Below are 15,323 nucleotides of genomic sequence, written 5' to 3'. Positions count from 1 at the left end.
TCCAAAAATCGCTCGGCGACTTCTTCAACCCCTTCGTTTTGGTGGAGATACCCGGTGGCGCAAAAACCCCGCCTGGCCGGTGGCCGGGCGCCCGCGCGGGGCCCGCCCCACGTCTCGATTTACTTCGATTATTTGAGAGAGTGTGAACATGAGTAGCCCACGGGTTCGCCGGATCGCTGACCGGATCAAGGTGATCGTCGCCCAGATGCTGGAGAGGCGGATCAAGGATCCGCGGATCGGGTTCGTCACCGTCACCGATGTGCGCGTGACCGGCGACAGCCAGCAGGCGACGATCTTCTACACGGTGCTGGGCGCCGACTCGGAGGCCGAGCTCGCCGGCACGGCGGCCGCGCTGGAGTCGGCCAAGGGGCTGATCCGCTCCGAGGTCGCCAAGCAGCTCGGCACCCGCACCGCGCCGACGCTGGAGTTCATCCACGACGCGCTGCCGGAGACCGCCCGTCACCTCGACGACGTGCTCGCCCGCGCCAAGGCGCAGGACGACGCTGTCGCCGCCGCTCGCGGGGAGAGCTACGCCGGCGAGGCCGATCCCTACAAGAAGCCTCGCGAGGCCGAGGACGACTGGGACGAGGACGACGAGGAGTGACTGCTCCTTCTGGTCTCGTCATCGTCGACAAGCCCGCCGGGGTCACTTCCCACGACGTCGTCGCGCGCGTTCGACGCTTGGCCGGCACCCGCAAGGTCGGGCATGCCGGCACCCTGGACCCGATGGCCACCGGCGTACTGGTGCTGGGGATCGAGCGCGCCACCCGGCTGCTCGGCCACCTGATGCTGACCGAGAAGGCCTATTCGGCGACGGTGCGGCTGGGCGTCTCGACGACTACGGATGACGCCGAGGGCGACGTCGTGGAGACCCGCTCGGCCGCGGGCATCGAGGAGGAGCGCGTACGCAGCGCCTTCGCCACCCAGGTCGGCGACATCCTGCAGGTGCCGACCGCGGTCTCGGCGATCAAGGTCGACGGGAAGCGTGCCCACCAGCGCGTACGCGACGGGGAGCAGGTCGAGCTGAAGGCGCGGCCCGTCACGGTGCACGAGCTCACCGTCGGCGAGCTCCGGCGCGAGGGAGACATGGTCGATATCGACATCTCCGTCCGTTGCTCCTCGGGCACCTACATCCGGGCGATCGCCCGCGACGTCGGTGCGGCGCTCGAGGTCGGCGGTCACCTGACCATGCTGCGCCGCACGGCGGTCGGGCCCTACGACCTCGAGGTGGCGAAGACGCTCGAGGAGCTGACCGACGAGTTCGCGGTCCTGCCGCTGGCCGATGCCGCCAGGGCCGCCTTTCCCTCGGTCGACCTCTCCGGGGAGCAGGCCCAGGACGTACGTTTCGGCCGCAAGCTGACGCTGGCCCTGGACGGTCTCACCGCCGTGTTCGCCCCTGAAGGGGAGTTCCTGGCGCTCTACGAGCCGGTCGGAGCGACGACCGCGAAGGCGAGCGCGGTCTTCGTCGGGTGACGGAACGACTACGGCAAAGCCTGCGAGGATGATGCGCTTGTGAAGCAGAACGGATCTGCCGAGGCGCTTCGGCTCACTGACTCCTGGTTCCGTCACAACGGCCTGACCTACTTCGTTCCGGAGGAGCGCGTCGCCGTGAGAGCGGCGATGCGGCCGCGGCGTACGGTCCTGGTGGGTGTGGTGGTCGTGGTCGTCGCACTCGCGGCCGGGGTGGCGCTGGCCTGGGCCACCGGCGACCTCGGGGCGGCGCCGGCGCTGCTGCTCACTCTGGGCGGGGCCGCGGCGGGGTGGTACGCGCTGACCGCGATGCGGTTCCGGCCGATCCTGGTGTGGGCGATGGGGCGTACCTTCGGGTCGCTGACCAGGCTGCTGCCGATGGCCCTGCGGGCTCTGCCGCTGCTGCTGCTGTTCATGACGTTCCTGTTCATCAACGCCGAGGTCTGGGAGATGTCGGCCAACCTCGATCTGGGTGCGTTGTGGCTGGTCACGCTGCTGTTCGCCGGGTCGGCGGCCGCGTTCCTGCTGGTCCGGCTGCCCGAGGAGGTGGACCGGATCGACGACGACGTGGATGCCGCCTTCCTGACGCGCACATGCCGGGGCACGCCTTTGGAAGCCGCCTGTGCGGAGCTCGTCGAGGACGCCCGGGAGGGCCGCGGCGCCGACCCCGCGGAGCTCGCCCAGGTGACTGGTTTCGAGCGCTGGAACCTGGTGCTCGCGCTGCTCGTCATCCAGGCCACCCAGGTCGTGCTGATCGCGGTCGCCGTCTTCGGTTTCTTCCTGCTCTTCGGTGCGATCGTGATGACCGACAGTGTCCAGCTGGGCTGGACCGGTCAGCAGTCGCTGCACAACCTGTCCTGGCTGCCGAACGTGTCGACCGAGCTGGTCAAGGTCGCGCTGTTCCTCGCCGGGTTCTCCTCGCTCTACCTCACCGTCTCGACCGTCACGGACGAGACCTACCGCGAGCAGTTCTTCGGGACGGTGCTGCGCGAGATCGAGCGAGCCGTGGGAATGCGCGCTGTCTATCTCACGCTCCGTGCCCGACAGACGGCCCAGGTCACGTCCGAGTGAGCACCCCCCGATATTCTGTGGCCGTGTTGTGGCGAAGTCTGAGTGAGGTGCCGGCCGGCCTGGGGCGTACGTGTGTCGTCGTCGGCAACTTCGATGGCGTCCATCTCGGACACCAGCACGTGATCAGCCGCGGGCGCGAGGTCGCGGACGCCAAGGAGCTCACGCTCGTGGCGGTCACGTTCGACCCGCACCCGATGGCGGTGCTGCGGCCCGAGCACGCCCCTGGTGTGCTAACCACGATGGAGGAACGCGCCGAGCTGCTGCTCGGGGCGGGCGCCGACGCAGTGCTCGCGCTGCCGTTCGACATGGAGATGGCCAACTGGTCACCCGACGACTTCGCCCAGCGCGTGCTCGTCGACGCGCTGCACGCCGAGGCGTGCGTGGTCGGCGCCAACTTCCGCTACGGCTGCAAGGCCGCCGGCGACGTGGCCGACCTGGTCGCCTACGGCAAGATCCACGACTTCTCCGCCGAGGGGATCCCGCTCGACGGCGGACCCCAGGTGTGGTCCTCGACCTACATCCGTACGTGTCTGGCGACCGGTGACGTCACCGGCGCCGCTGAGGCCCTGGGCCGTCCCTACTCGGTGCGTGGCGTCGTCGTGAAGGGCGACCAGCGTGGCCGCGAGCTCGGCTTCCCGACGGCCAACGTGCCCACCGACTCGCTGACCGCGGTGCCGCCCGACGGCATCTACGCGGGCTGGCTGACCCGGCGCGACACCGGTGAGCGGTTCCCCGCCGCCATCTCGGTCGGCACCAACCCCACCTTCGAGGGCGTGGTCGGGCGCCGGGTCGAGTCCTACGTGCTCGACCGCGACGACCTCGAGCTCTACGGCGTCGAGGTCGAGGTCGCCTTCGTGGAGCGGCTGCGCGGCATGGTCGCCTTCGAGGGGATCGACGCGCTCGTCGAGCAGATGCATGCCGACGTGGTGCGCGCACGCGCCATCCTTCAACAAGGTCTTACCGAGCCGTAGACCCCGCGGCCTGTTCAGCGGGGTCCAGGTGCGGTTGAATTGTTGGCTATGGATCCCCACTCCACCCCAACGTCCGCCTACGAGACCGAGGTCGAGGCAGAGCGCCCCCGCGGCGGCATCCCGGCGTTCCTCAACGCGGTCCTGGTCACCGGTGGTCTCTGGGCCCTGCAGTTCCTCTCCGGCTCCACGCCGTTCTCGACGTGGATCGAGGAGAACGGCAGCGAATCGGCCGGCTGGGTGGCCGCGCTGCTCGGCGACCGGCTCACCTACTTCGGCGACGGCTCCTTCAGCGGGCTCTTCTCCGGTGACGACCTGGGCCGCTCGGCCGTCCTCACCGGGACCGTCTTCGTGCTCACCTGGCTGCTGACCTGGCTCAGCACCATCGGCATCTGGCCGCGGGCGTTCTGGCCGGTGTTCCTCGGGTGCTGGTTCGCCGCGACCGTCGCGACCGCCGCCGGGCAGGTCGCCGGGAGTCTCTACTCCTACCTCACCGGCGGCTCCGACCTGTTCGTGGCCACGCTCGGTGATGCGCTCGAGCTGGGCGCTGCGTACGGGCTGACCTACGGGTGGGCGACCGGGCTCCTGATCGCGCTGATCTGGCTGGCGATCCCCGGCAAGAGCGACGAGGTGGAGGAGTACACGCCGATGTCCTCGCTGATCTCCGGAAGCGGCCCCGGCGGTGGCACCGGGGGAGCGCCCGGCGGCTACGGCCAGCAGCTGCGTACGAGCGTCGCGGTGCCGACCGCGCAGACCAGCCTCGCCCGCGTGTCCACCAGCCAGCCCACCCAGCCGGTCCAGGTGCGCACCTTCACCGGGCCGGCGCGTGGCCAGGGCCCGGCCGGCGACACGGCCGCCTGGAAGGACTTCGTCCGCGACGTCCGCGGCCGCTCCTAGGGTGTCGCGCTCCCGGCGTCGCTGAGCTCCTCGGCGGCGCGCGGTGCAATGCTCTGGCAAGTAGTGCGCACTGCGTAGTAGTGTGCGAAGCATGGATACCACCCAGCTGCTCAAAGGGGTGCTCGACCTGACCGTCCTGGCCGTTGTCGACGGCGAGGACGCGTACGGCTATGACATCGTCCGCAAGCTCCGCGACAGCGGGCTCACGGACGTCGGCGACGCGTCGGTCTACGGCACCCTGCGGCGGCTGTACGCCGCCGGCGCCCTGACCTCCTACGTCGTCCCGTCGGAGTCCGGTCCGCACCGCAAGTACTACGGCATCACACCTGCCGGGCAAGGCCAGCTCAAGCAGCAGAGCGAGGACTGGTCCCACTTCTCCACCACCGTCACCGAGATCCTCCGAGGGGCAAGCGCATGACGACCACAGATGCCGAGCCGAACGTCGCGCCGGAGGTGCGGCTCTTCCTGGCTCGCGTACGCCGCGAGCTCGACGACCTCGACCCGGAGGTGCTCAGCGACATCACCGACGGGCTCGAGGCCGACTTCACCGAGCTGGTCGAGGAGCGCGGCCCCGATGCGCTCGGGGACCCCGTCGAGTACGCCAAGGAGCTGCGGGCGGCGGCGGGCATCCCTGTGGGCGTGAAGGCGCCTCGGGGGCTCGCGGAGCGGGTCGACGGGCTCCTGGACGCCGGCCACGACCGCTTCGACGCGGCGGTCGCCAAGGCCGGTGAGCTGTTGCGTACGGACCTGGGGCCCGTGGTCGCCTGGCTGCGGCCGCTGTGGTGGATCGTGCGTGCCTGGGCCGCGGCCTGGCTGGTCTCGGCGATGTTCGGGTGGGGCATGTCGAGCGCCCCGGCCGTGCTGCTCCTCATCGTCGCGGTGGCGGTCAGCATGTTCATCGGCGCCGGTCGCCTCTGGCCCGGTGGCGAGCGGGGGACCGGCGCACGGGTCGTGCTCCTGGGCCTGAACACGTTCGCCGCGTTCGTGCTCTTCATGGCCTGGGCGAGCGGGGGTGGTGGCAGCACCGACTACGACCGCGGCTGGAGCGACGGCTACAGCGAGGCCGGTGTCGGCGGCGGCTACGGCGCGCCGATCGACGAGCAGGCGGGGGTCTACTCCGGCGGGAGGTGGGTCAGCAACATCTACCCGTACGACGCCTCGGGCAAGCCGCTGACCGGCGTCCAGCTCTTCGACCAGGAGGGCAAGCCGATCGACGTGGTCACCCAGCCCGACTGCACCTCGACGACCGCCGCCCCGCTCCCGGCGCTCACGGGTGCCGAGTCCGACATGGCCGAGGTCGTCTGCACCGACGAGATGACCGGAGAGCCGCTGCAGCCGCGGATCCTCTACCCGTGGTCCAACGGTGCCGCGCAGCTCTACAACGTCTTCCCGCTGCCCAGCCGGGTCCAGCCCGAGACCGCGCTGGACCCGAACGCGTTCGCGGACGGCAGCGGGGACGCACCGGCGATCCAGGAGCCGCCGCTGGCGACCGTACCGAAGGCGTCGCTTCCCGGGATCACGACGAGCGCGCCGAGCGCCTCGCCGAGCGCCTCGCCGAGCGCTGCTGAGAAGCCATGAGCTGACCGATGCAACCGAACCCGGCTCCCCAGCGTCGAACCCAGTGGCGGAAGAGTCGAGGGGGAGAACGATGAAGCTGTGGTGGAGGTTGCGCCGGCTGGTGGCGCGGCTCGTGGTCGTGACCTGATCCGGCGGCGATTCGGGGCGTACGCCGGCTCGCTGTTAATCTTCTCGGGTTGTCGACCCATGGGGGTCGGCGGCTCAAGCCGTGAAATCGGCCGCGGACCAAGAGTGCCCCGGTGAACAGGCCCGGGCGCGCCGCGCAACGAGTAGGCCCACGGGCCGGAAGGGAGCCTTCGCATGGCAGTTGGAACTGACGCGGAGACCAAGAAGAAGATCATCGCCGAGTACGCCACGACCGAGGGTGACACCGGTTCGCCGGAGGTGCAGATCGCGCTGCTGTCGCACCGCATCTCCCACCTGACCGACCACCTCAAGGAGCACAAGCACGACCACCACAGCCGTCGTGGTCTGCTGCTGCTCGTCGGCCAGCGCCGCCGCCTTCTCAACTACCTTCAGAAGAAGGACATCGCGCGCTACCGCTCGATCATCGAGAAGCTCGGCCTTCGTCGTTGATCTCTTGATCTTCGTGGCAGCGGGCCGCCCCCACAGGGGGCGGCCCGTTCGCCTGTTTTAGGGAAGGTTGGGCCACAGTGGGCATTCCTGGTCGTTCTCGGGTGAATCAGGCGCAGTGTAGAGACCGTGCATCGACAGATCGCAGGCAAGCTGACCGGGCCCAGGACGAAGTACGTCGTCGTGGTGTTCTGGCTGCTCGCGGTGGTCGCGCTCGGCGGTTTCGCCGGGAAGCTGACCGAGGTGCAGAACAACGAGGCCAGCTCCTGGCTGCCGGCGTCGGCGGAGTCGACCCGCGGGTTCGACAAGATGAGCCCCTTCCAGAACCCCAACGCGATACCCACCACCCTCGTCTACACCTCGTCCACCACCACCGGAGCCGACCTCGCCGCGATCGCCTCGGGTGACATCGCCGAGCTCGGCAGTCTCGACGGGGTCGAGGGAGAGATCGAGCCACCGTTGTTGTCGGAGGACGGCGAGGTCGCCCAGGTCACGGTGACCTTCGACCTCGGCTCCGACGGCTGGAACAAGATGCCCGACCTCGTCGACCAGGTCCGCGGGATCGCCGACCACGACGGCGTACGACTGCACGTCACCGGCCAGGGCGGGTCCGCGGCCGACGCGGCGGAGGCGTTCGGCGGCATCGACACGACGCTGCTGCTGGCCGCGCTCGCGGTGGTCGTGGTCATCTTGCTGTTCGTCTATCGCAGCCCGGTGCTCTGGCTCTTCCCGATCGTCTCGGTGGTGGTCGGACTGGGCGTGGCGATGGGCCTGGTCTACTTCCTGGCGAAGGAGGCAGGGCTGACCGTCAACGGCCAGAGCCAGGCCATCTTGAGCATTCTGGCGATCGGTGCCGGCACCGACTACGCCCTGCTGCTGGTCTCCCGCTACCGCGAGGAGCTGCGCAACTTCGAGGACCGTCACGACGCGATGGCGCATGCCCTGCACCGTGCCGCTCCGGCGATCCTCGCCAGTGCCGTGACCGTGATCCTGGCGATGCTCTGCCTGACCTTCGCGGAGATGAACTCGACCGCCGGGATGGGACCGGTCGTCGCCGTCGGGATCGGGGTGACCTACCTGGTGATGGTCACCCTGCTGCCCGCCCTGCTGGTGATCTGCGGCCGGTGGGTCTTCTGGCCGCAGCGGCCGGCGTACGGATCGGCGGAGCCGACCGAGACCGGCCTGTGGGCGAAGGTCGGCCAGATGGTCTCGGTGCGGCCGCGCAGGGTCTGGGTGGTGACGACGGGCCTGCTGCTCCTCGCCTGCCTCGGCCTGCTGCGGCTCGACGCGAACGGACTGGCCTCGGACGAGACCTACACCAAGGAGTTCGACTCGATCACCGGGCAGCAGGTGCTGATCGACCACGACATGGCCGACCAGTCCAACCAGCTGCTCGTGGTCGCCGACTCGGAGGCGCAGGACCAGGTGCAGCAGGCGCTCGGCGGCGTCGACGGTCTGGTGCCCGTCCAGACCCCGGCGGGGGAGTCGGTGAGCTTCCCGCTCGGCCCTCCGCAGGACGGCGTCGTCGCGATCGCGGCGGTGGTGGACGCGGACGTGACCTCGCCCCAGGCGTACGACATCGTGGCCGACGCGCGCTCGGCGGTGGGCGAGGTGGACGGATCCGCCGCCCTGGTCACGGGCACCTCGGCGATGATGTTCGACACCCTCGAGGCCAGTCAGCGCGACAACCTGGTGATCATCCCGATCGTCCTGCTGGTCGTGCTGCTGGTGCTGATGGTGCTCCTGCGGGCCGTGGTCGCCCCGTTGATCCTGCTCGGCACGGTGATCCTGTCGTTCGGGGCGGCACTCGGCATCTCGGTGCTGATCTTCGAGTTCGTCTTCGGCTTCGCCGGCACCGACCCGGCGTTCCCGCTGTTCGCCTTCGTGTTCCTGGTCGCGCTGGGCATCGACTACAACATCTTCCTGATGACCAGGGTGCGTGAGGAGGCGCAGGTCCGCGGCACCTGGGCAGGGTCGCTCGTCGCGCTGACCTCGACCGGAGGCGTGATCACGTCGGCGGGCGTCGTGCTCGCCGCGACGTTCCTGGTGCTCGGTTCGCTGCCGATGGTCTTCCTGGCCGAGATCGGGGTGACCGTGGCGCTGGGGGTCATGCTCGACACGATGATCGTCCGGTCGATCCTGGTCACGGCCATCAATCTCGATGCCGGCGACCGGATCTGGTGGCCGAGCCGACTGGCGAAACCTAAACAACAGTAAGTTGGTCATGTTAATATCCGCGCATGACGTCCCCAGGTCTGAACCGACGCACCTTCCTGACCACCGCGGCGCTCGGGGCCGCAGCGGTGGGCACCACGCAGGTCACTGACTCGGTGACGGCCGGTGCCGTGGCGGGTGCTCCCGCGATCCTCAAGCCGCTACCCGCCGAGCGGTTCATCGACTACGGCACCAACGCCGAGACCCGCTGGGACTCGGTCGACCCGCGTCGCTACCTGACCCCTCAGGCCGACCTGTTCGTGCGCAACCACACCGCGACCCCGCGGATCGACCCGGAGACGTACGAGCTGGAGATCTTCGGCGACGGGCTGCGTGACCCCGCCGGGGTCAGGCTGACCCTCGAGGACCTCAAGGCCTTCCGGCACGTCGAGACGACCTCGGTGCACGAGTGCACCGGCAACGGCCGCAGCTTCTTCAGCACCCAGCAGGGCCAGGAGGTCAGCGGCACCAGGTGGACGCTCGGCGCGGTGGGTGCGGTCCGCTGGAAGGGCGTACGCCTCAAGGACGTCCTGACCGCCGTCGGCATCCGCCAGGACGCGGTCTCGGTGCAGGCGACCGGGCTCGACGCGAGCTACGTCGACAAGGAGGTCGACTACGGCCGGGTGCGGCGCCCCTTCTCGATCGAGAAGGCCTACGACGACGCCCTGCTCGTCTGGGGCGCCAACGGTGAGGCCCTGCTGCCCGACCACGGCTTTCCGCTGCGGCTGCTGCTGCCCGGCTGGATCGGCATCGCGAGCATCAAGTGGCTCGGCTCGCTGGAGGTGTCCACGAGCGTGCTGACCTCGCCGTGGGACACGAAGTGGTACAACGTCGACGGCCCGCTCACCGTCAACCCGGTCCGCTCCGCCCTCGAGCTCGAGTGGAACGCCGAGATCCCGGCCGGCGACCGGATCGTGCTGAGCGGCCGCTCCTGGTCAGGCGCTGCGCCGATCGCGCGTGTCGAGATCAGCACCGACGGGGGAGCGACGTGGGCGCGCGCGATCCAGCACGCGCCGGGCCGCCCCACCGGCGGTCACGGCCTCGGCTGGGCGCAGTGGGACCACACCTGGCGCAACCCCGAGCCGGGGGCGTACGAGATCCTCGTCCGGGCCACCGATCGGGCCGGACGCACCCAGCCCGACGTCGCCGCCCACAACCCCGGTGGCTACCTCTTCGACGCCGTCGTACGCCACCCCGTCACCGTCGTGTGAAGTCGTCGCGGAGGCGCGCGCGTGCCTCCGTTCCGCATTTCGGGCGGGGGACGGATAGGCTGAGCGATGAGTGCTAGCGCCAGCCGCGCGGGCACTCGGAAAATGGAACACATCACCAGGAGCGGCCCGCCCGTCCGGCTCGGTCCTCGGTAGTGATTCCCAGGTCCATCGCGGACCTGAGGGTCTCGATCGAAGACCGGCCCCGTGCACAACGAGTGCACACGCCCGGCGCGGGGGCGCTCCGAGACCTAGACAAGGACGAATCCTTGACTGAACCAGTCATCACTGCCGTCGAGACGACCATCGACAACGGCAAGTTCGGCACCCGCACCGTCAAGTTCGAGACCGGGCTGCTCGCCCGGCAGGCCGCGGGTTCCGTGACCGCCTACCTCGACGACGAGACGATGCTGCTCTCGGCGACCACCGCCTCCAAGCAGCCGAAGGACCACTTCGACTTCTTCCCGCTCACCATCGACGTCGAGGAGCGGATGTACGCCGCGGGCAAGATCCCCGGCTCGTTCTTCCGCTCCGAGGGCCGCCCGGGCGAGGACGCGATCCTCACCTGCCGCCTGATCGACCGCCCGCTGCGCCCGACCTTCAAGAAGGGTCTGCGCAACGAGGTCCAGGTCGTCATCACCGTCATGGCGCTCGACCCCGACCAGCCCTACGACGTGCTCGCGATCAACGCCGCGTCGATGTCCACCCAGCTCTCCGGCCTGCCGTTCTCCGGCCCGGTCGGCGGCGTGCGCGTCGCCCTGATCGAGGGCCAGTGGGTCGCCTTCCCGAGCCACAGCCAGCTCGAGAACGCCGTCTTCGACATGGTCGTCGCGGGCCGCGTCACCGAGACCGGCGACGTCGCCATCATGATGGTCGAGGCCGAGTCCACCGAGAAGACCTGGGACATGGTCCAGTCCGGTGCCCAGGCGCCGACCGAGCCGATCGTGGCCGGTGGCCTGGATGCCGCCAAGCCGTTCATCAAGCAGCTGGTCGAGGCCCAGGCCGAGCTGGCCAAGCAGGCCGCCAAGCCGGTCCAGGACTACCCGGTCTTCCTGGACTACCAGGACGACGTCTACGAGGCCGTCGAGGCCATCGTCGGCGCCGACGTCACCGACCTCTACAGCGTCAAGGGCTCGCGCGAGCGCGTCCTGACCAAGCAGGAGCGCGACGAAGAGGGCGACAAGATCAAGACCGCCCTGCTGGAGAAGCTCGGCGACCAGTTCGAGGGCCGCGAGGGCGAGATCGGTGCGGCGTTCAAGGCCATCACCAAGCAGGCCATCCGCACCCAGGTCCTGCGCGACCAGGTCCGCATCGACGGTCGTGGTCTCGCCGACATCCGTCCGCTGCACTCCGAGGTCGGCGTGATCCCGCGGGTCCACGGCTCGGCGCTCTTCGAGCGCGGCGAGACCCAGATCCTGGGTGTCACCACCCTCGACATGCTCAAGATGGAGCAGCAGCTCGACACGCTCTCCCCGGAGAAGCACCGTCGCTACATGCACAAGTACGTCTTCCCGCCGTTCTCCACCGGTGAGACCGGCCGCGTCGGCTCGCCCAAGCGCCGCGAGGTCGGCCACGGTGCGCTCGCTCGTCGCGCGCTCCTGCCGGTGCTCCCGAGCCGCGAGGAGTTCCCCTACGCGATCCGCCAGCTCTCCGAGGCGATGGGCTCCAACGGCTCCACCTCGATGGGTTCGGTCTGTGCTTCGACGATGTCGCTGCTCAACGCCGGTGTCCCGCTGAAGGCGCCGGTCGCCGGCATCGCGATGGGTCTGATCTCCGGTGAGATCGACGGCGAGACGAAGTACGTCGCGCTCACCGACATCCTCGGTGCCGAGGACGCCTTCGGCGACATGGACTTCAAGGTCGCCGGCACCGCGGAGTTCGTGACCGCGCTGCAGCTCGACACCAAGCTCGACGGCATCCCGGCCGAGGTCCTCGCCCAGGCCCTCAACCAGGCCCGGGACGCGCGTACGACCATCCTGGACGTCATGCACGAGGCCATCGGCGGCGTCGAGGAGATGGCGCCGACCGCTCCGCGGATCATCACCGTGAAGGTCCCCGTGGACAAGATCGGCGAGGTCATCGGCCCGAAGGGCAAGGTGATCAACCAGATCCAGGAGGACACCGGCGCCCAGATCTCCATCGAGGACGACGGCACGGTGCTCATCGGTGCGACCGACGGCGGCGCCGCCGAGGCCGCCCGTGCGGCGGTCAACGCGATCGCCAACCCGACCATGCCCGAGGTCGGCGAGCGCTACCTCGGCACGGTCGTGAAGACGACCAACTTCGGCGCCTTCGTCGCCCTGCTCCCGGGCAAGGACGGCCTGCTCCACATCACCAAGCTGCGCGCCCTCAACGGCGGCAAGCGGGTGGAGTCGGTCGAGGACGTCGTCGAGGTCGGCCAGAAGATCCAGGTCGAGATCGCCGAGATCGACGACCGCGGCAAGCTCTCGCTCGCCCCGGTGCTCGAGGAGGAGGCTCCTTCCGAGGAGGCTCCTGCTGAGGCCACCACCGAGGCCGCAGACGAGGAGTGACCTTGGCGTCACGCGCTACCCGGGGGACCGGTCGACACATGGGTGTCGGCCGGTCCTCCGGCTATAACCAGGAGCCCGGCACCACCGTCACGCTCGAGCAGACCGAGGTCAACGGCGCGGTGACGTCGCTGGTACGCCGCACGGTCCATCCCTCGGGCCTGCGGATCGTGACCGAGCAGATGGCCGGGGTCCGCTCGGCCGCGGTCGGCGTCTTCGTCGGCGTCGGGTCCCGGGACGAGACCGCGCGTCAGCACGGCTGCTCCCACTTCCTCGAGCATCTGCTGTTCAAGGGCACCCCGTCGCGTACGGCCTTGGAGATCTCCTCCTCGATGGACCGCGTCGGTGGGGAGTTCAACGCCTACACCGCCAAGGAGTACACGTGCTTCCACGCGCGGGTGCTCGATGTCGACCTGCCCCTCGCCATCGACGTCGTGGGCGACATGCTGACCTCCTCGCTGATCACGGGGGAGGACGTGGAGGCAGAGCGGGACGTCATCCTCGACGAGATCGCGATGCACGACGACGACCCCGACGACGTGATCCACAACCTCGTCTCCGCGCAGGCATGGGGTGCCGAGACGCCGCTCGGGCGGGGCATCGCCGGCACGGAGGCCTCGATCTCCGCGCTGACCCGGGATGAGATCAACGACTTCTACCAGGCGCACTACGTGGCGCCCCGGATGGTCGTCTCGGTCGCCGGCAACCTGGACCACGACGAGGTCGTGGCGATGGTGGAGAAGGCGTTCTCCGGCTCGGGATTCCTGCAGGGGCCGGCCGCGCCGGTGCCTCCGCGTGAGGGGTCGCCGCTCGAGGTCGCTCCCGGGCAGGTCAGCGCCCAGCGCCCGCTGGAGCAGGTCAACGTCATCCTGGCCCGTGAGGGTCTGCAGCGTGGCGATGACCGGCGCTTCGCCTTCGAGGTGGTCAACACCGCCGTCGGCGGCGCGACCTCCTCACGGCTCTTCCAGGAGGTCCGCGAGCACCGCGGCCTGGCCTACTCGGTCTACTCCTACGCCTACAGCCACGCCGAGACGGGCCTCTTCGGGGTCCAGGTCGGCTGCCTGCCGGCCAAGCTCGACGAGGTCCTCGAGGTCGTACGCTCCGAGCTGGCGGCCGTCGCCCGCGACGGCATCACCGCTGAGGAGCTCGAGCTCGGCAAGGGCCAGCTGCGTGGCGGCCTCGTGCTGGGTCTGGAGGACTCGGCCTCCCGGATGTCCCGCATCGGCCGCGCCGAGCTGGTCCACCGTGAGCTCTACTCGATCGACGAGGTGCTGGCGCGGATCGACGCGGTCACCCTCGAAGAGTGCCGTGAGGTCGCGGCCGAGATCCTGACCCGCCCGGAGATCCTCGCGGTAGTGGGACCGGCCTGACGCCGAGTCGGCTCGTCACGACGAGCCGACTCCGCGCGGTCCGGGTCAGCGCTTGCCGATGATCCCGACGGCGGCGGGGACCTTGGAGTCGACGATGGAGACGCGGAAGCCGGCGTCGGCCAGGGCCTTGCTCGACTTCTCGACGATCTCGGGGACCTGCTCGCGCTGGGTGGCCTCGTAGAAGAGGTTGACCGTGCCGCCGGGCAGCACGCGCTCATGGAGCAGCGCGATCTCGGCGGATGCGTCACGCACCCAGAACAGGTTGACGTTGAACGCGAATACCTTCGTCAGCCGCTTGACCGGGACCCGCAGCGTCGCGAGGTCGATCTGGCGGACGGTGAGGCGTCCTGCCTCCAGGTACTTCGCGCATCGTCGCTTCGTACGATCGACACCCGACTCCGAGCGGTCGATCGCAAATAGCTTTCCGGTCTCCAGCCGGCTACAGATCAGCTCGGCACCAGCCCCCGGGCCACAGCCGATCTCAAGGACATGATCGTTCGGTTGAATGTCCATGAAATCAACGGCCCAACGGATCCGAGCAGGGATCGTCTGCACCACCATGGGTCCAAGACTGCCAGATCCTCCTTCGGTTCCGCGCACAGCCCCTTCGAGAAGCTCACGGTGTCGCCCCGCGCAATGTTCATCGGATGGTGGTAGATCGTTGCTGGAGCGTGATCTATAGGGTGTGGCCTCATGACTAAGGTGGCTGTTCTCGGTGCACGTGGCAAGCTCGGTTCGGCGGTCTGCGAGGCCGTCGAGTCCGCCGACGACCTGGAGCTCGTCGCCAGGATCGGTCGCGGCGACAACATCGAGGCGATCACCGACGCCGGTGCCGAGGTGGCGGTCGATGTCACCACCCTCGAGGCGGTGATGGGCAACACGGAGTTCTGCCTGTCCCACGGCGTGCACACGGTGATCGGCACCTCGGGTTTTGGGCCCGACCGCGTCGAGCAGCTCGAGAGCTGGCTCGCGAAGACCCCGGGCGTCGGCGCGATGGTGGTGCCCAACTTCTCGGTCGGCGCGGTGCTGATGATGCGGTTCGCCGAGCTCGCCGCCGCCCACTTCCCGTCGGTGGAGATCGTCGAGACCCACCATGAGCGGAAGGCCGACGCCCCCTCGGGTACGGCACGCAGGACCGCCGAGCTCGTCGCTGCGGCGCGCCGCGAGGCCGGGGTGGACCCGGCGCCCGACGCGACCACCTCGGCCCTCGACGGGGCCCGTGGGGCCTCTGTGGACGGCATCCCGGTGCACTCCCTGCGGATGTCCGGATCGGTCGCCCACCAAGAGGTCATCCTCGGCGGTGTCGGCGAGCTCCTGACCATCCGCCACGACTCGCTCTCGCATGCCTCCTTCGCCCACGGCGTGCTCGCCGCGGTCCGCGGCATCGGCTCGCGACCCGGGCTCACGATCGGCCTGGAGGAAGTCCTCGGTCTCGTCTGAGACCGG

Annotated in this window: 14 protein-coding genes; 13 read left to right on the top strand and 1 reads right to left on the bottom strand. The window is 69.4% G+C overall.

Annotated features, from left to right (window positions below):
* The first annotated feature begins 148 nt into the window (after positions 1-148).
* From rbfA to ACFV9G_RS21630, 12 genes are all read left to right on the top strand, one after another.
* Positions 149-604 (top strand): 30S ribosome-binding factor RbfA, encoded by a 456-nt coding sequence (gene rbfA / locus ACFV9G_RS21685; protein WP_378729755.1) that lies wholly within the window; start codon positions 149-151, stop codon positions 602-604.
* Entirely contained in the window at positions 601-1,473 is an 873-nt protein-coding gene (gene truB, locus ACFV9G_RS21680) for a tRNA pseudouridine(55) synthase TruB (protein WP_378729753.1), read from the top strand. Before rbfA ends, truB begins: the two co-directional genes overlap by 4 nt.
* A 39-nt stretch (positions 1,474-1,512) precedes the next feature.
* A complete protein-coding gene (locus tag ACFV9G_RS21675) occupies positions 1,513-2,541 on the top strand; it encodes a hypothetical protein (RefSeq protein WP_378729751.1) in 1,029 nt (342 codons plus the stop codon).
* Positions 2,542-2,564: 23 nt separating this feature from the next.
* Entirely contained in the window at positions 2,565-3,512 is a 948-nt protein-coding gene (locus ACFV9G_RS21670; protein ID WP_378729749.1) for a bifunctional riboflavin kinase/FAD synthetase, read from the top strand.
* A 48-nt stretch (positions 3,513-3,560) separates the two neighbouring features.
* Positions 3,561-4,406 (top strand): hypothetical protein, encoded by an 846-nt coding sequence (locus tag ACFV9G_RS21665; RefSeq protein WP_378729747.1) that lies wholly within the window; start codon positions 3,561-3,563, stop codon positions 4,404-4,406.
* A 91-nt stretch (positions 4,407-4,497) separates the two neighbouring features.
* Positions 4,498-4,824, top strand: coding sequence for a PadR family transcriptional regulator (locus ACFV9G_RS21660; RefSeq protein WP_045548854.1), 327 nt, complete (start codon positions 4,498-4,500; stop codon positions 4,822-4,824).
* Positions 4,821-5,984 carry a hypothetical protein gene (locus ACFV9G_RS21655; protein WP_378729745.1) on the top strand — a complete coding sequence of 388 codons (1,164 nt, stop codon included), beginning with the start codon at positions 4,821-4,823 and terminating at the stop codon, positions 5,982-5,984. The genes ACFV9G_RS21660 and ACFV9G_RS21655 overlap by 4 nt, the downstream gene beginning before the upstream one ends.
* Positions 5,985-6,284: 300 nt before the next feature.
* Positions 6,285-6,560, top strand: coding sequence for a 30S ribosomal protein S15 (gene rpsO, locus ACFV9G_RS21650; protein WP_378729743.1), 276 nt, complete (start codon positions 6,285-6,287; stop codon positions 6,558-6,560).
* 126 nt (positions 6,561-6,686) lie between these two features.
* The gene (locus ACFV9G_RS21645; protein ID WP_378729741.1) at positions 6,687-8,774 is read left to right on the top strand and encodes an MMPL family transporter; all 2,088 of its coding nucleotides are present in this window, start codon (positions 6,687-6,689) and stop codon (positions 8,772-8,774) included.
* 23 nt (positions 8,775-8,797) lie between these two features.
* Positions 8,798-9,982, top strand: a complete 1,185-nt coding sequence (locus tag ACFV9G_RS21640) for a molybdopterin-dependent oxidoreductase (RefSeq protein ID WP_378729739.1) — start codon at positions 8,798-8,800, stop codon at positions 9,980-9,982.
* A 266-nt stretch (positions 9,983-10,248) separates the two neighbouring features.
* A complete protein-coding gene (locus ACFV9G_RS21635; protein ID WP_378729736.1) occupies positions 10,249-12,510 on the top strand; it encodes a polyribonucleotide nucleotidyltransferase in 2,262 nt (753 codons plus the stop codon).
* Between the two features lie 2 nt (positions 12,511-12,512).
* Positions 12,513-13,877: a M16 family metallopeptidase gene (locus ACFV9G_RS21630; protein ID WP_378729734.1), complete on the top strand. Its 1,365-nt coding sequence runs from the start codon at positions 12,513-12,515 to the stop codon at positions 13,875-13,877.
* Positions 13,878-13,922: 45 nt separating this feature from the next.
* On the opposite strand, the gene ACFV9G_RS21625 is transcribed toward ACFV9G_RS21630, so the two are convergent.
* Positions 13,923-14,390, bottom strand: coding sequence for a class I SAM-dependent methyltransferase (locus ACFV9G_RS21625; RefSeq protein WP_378729732.1), 468 nt, complete (start codon positions 14,388-14,390; stop codon positions 13,923-13,925).
* A gap of 180 nt (positions 14,391-14,570) precedes the next feature.
* On the opposite strand from ACFV9G_RS21625, the gene dapB reads away from it, so the two are divergent.
* Positions 14,571-15,317, top strand: coding sequence for a 4-hydroxy-tetrahydrodipicolinate reductase (gene dapB, locus ACFV9G_RS21620; protein ID WP_378729730.1), 747 nt, complete (start codon positions 14,571-14,573; stop codon positions 15,315-15,317).
* Positions 15,318-15,323 lie beyond the last annotated feature (6 nt).

Source organism: Nocardioides sp. NPDC059952, from assembly GCF_042730435.1.
Classification (GTDB): domain Bacteria; phylum Actinomycetota; class Actinomycetes; order Propionibacteriales; family Nocardioidaceae; genus Nocardioides.
This window is presented reverse-complemented; position numbering and strand designations above follow the sequence as displayed.

What these genes read in the sequence shown, in the direction of transcription:
- ACFV9G_RS21660 (WP_045548854.1), top strand. Translation starts at nt 4,498, where the DNA reads ATGGATACCACCCAGCTGCTCAAAGGGGTGCTCGACCTGACCGTCCTG.
- rbfA (WP_378729755.1), top strand. Translation starts at nt 149, where the DNA reads ATGAGTAGCCCACGGGTTCGCCGGATCGCTGACCGGATCAAGGTGATC.
- rpsO (WP_378729743.1), top strand. Translation starts at nt 6,285, where the DNA reads ATGGCAGTTGGAACTGACGCGGAGACCAAGAAGAAGATCATCGCCGAG.
- ACFV9G_RS21640 (WP_378729739.1), top strand. Translation starts at nt 8,798, where the DNA reads ATGACGTCCCCAGGTCTGAACCGACGCACCTTCCTGACCACCGCGGCG.
- dapB (WP_378729730.1), top strand. Translation starts at nt 14,571, where the DNA reads ATGACTAAGGTGGCTGTTCTCGGTGCACGTGGCAAGCTCGGTTCGGCG.
- ACFV9G_RS21665 (WP_378729747.1), top strand. Translation starts at nt 3,561, where the DNA reads ATGGATCCCCACTCCACCCCAACGTCCGCCTACGAGACCGAGGTCGAG.
- ACFV9G_RS21625 (WP_378729732.1), bottom strand. Translation starts at nt 14,390, where the DNA reads ATGGACATTCAACCGAACGATCATGTCCTTGAGATCGGCTGTGGCCCG.
- ACFV9G_RS21655 (WP_378729745.1), top strand. Translation starts at nt 4,821, where the DNA reads ATGACGACCACAGATGCCGAGCCGAACGTCGCGCCGGAGGTGCGGCTC.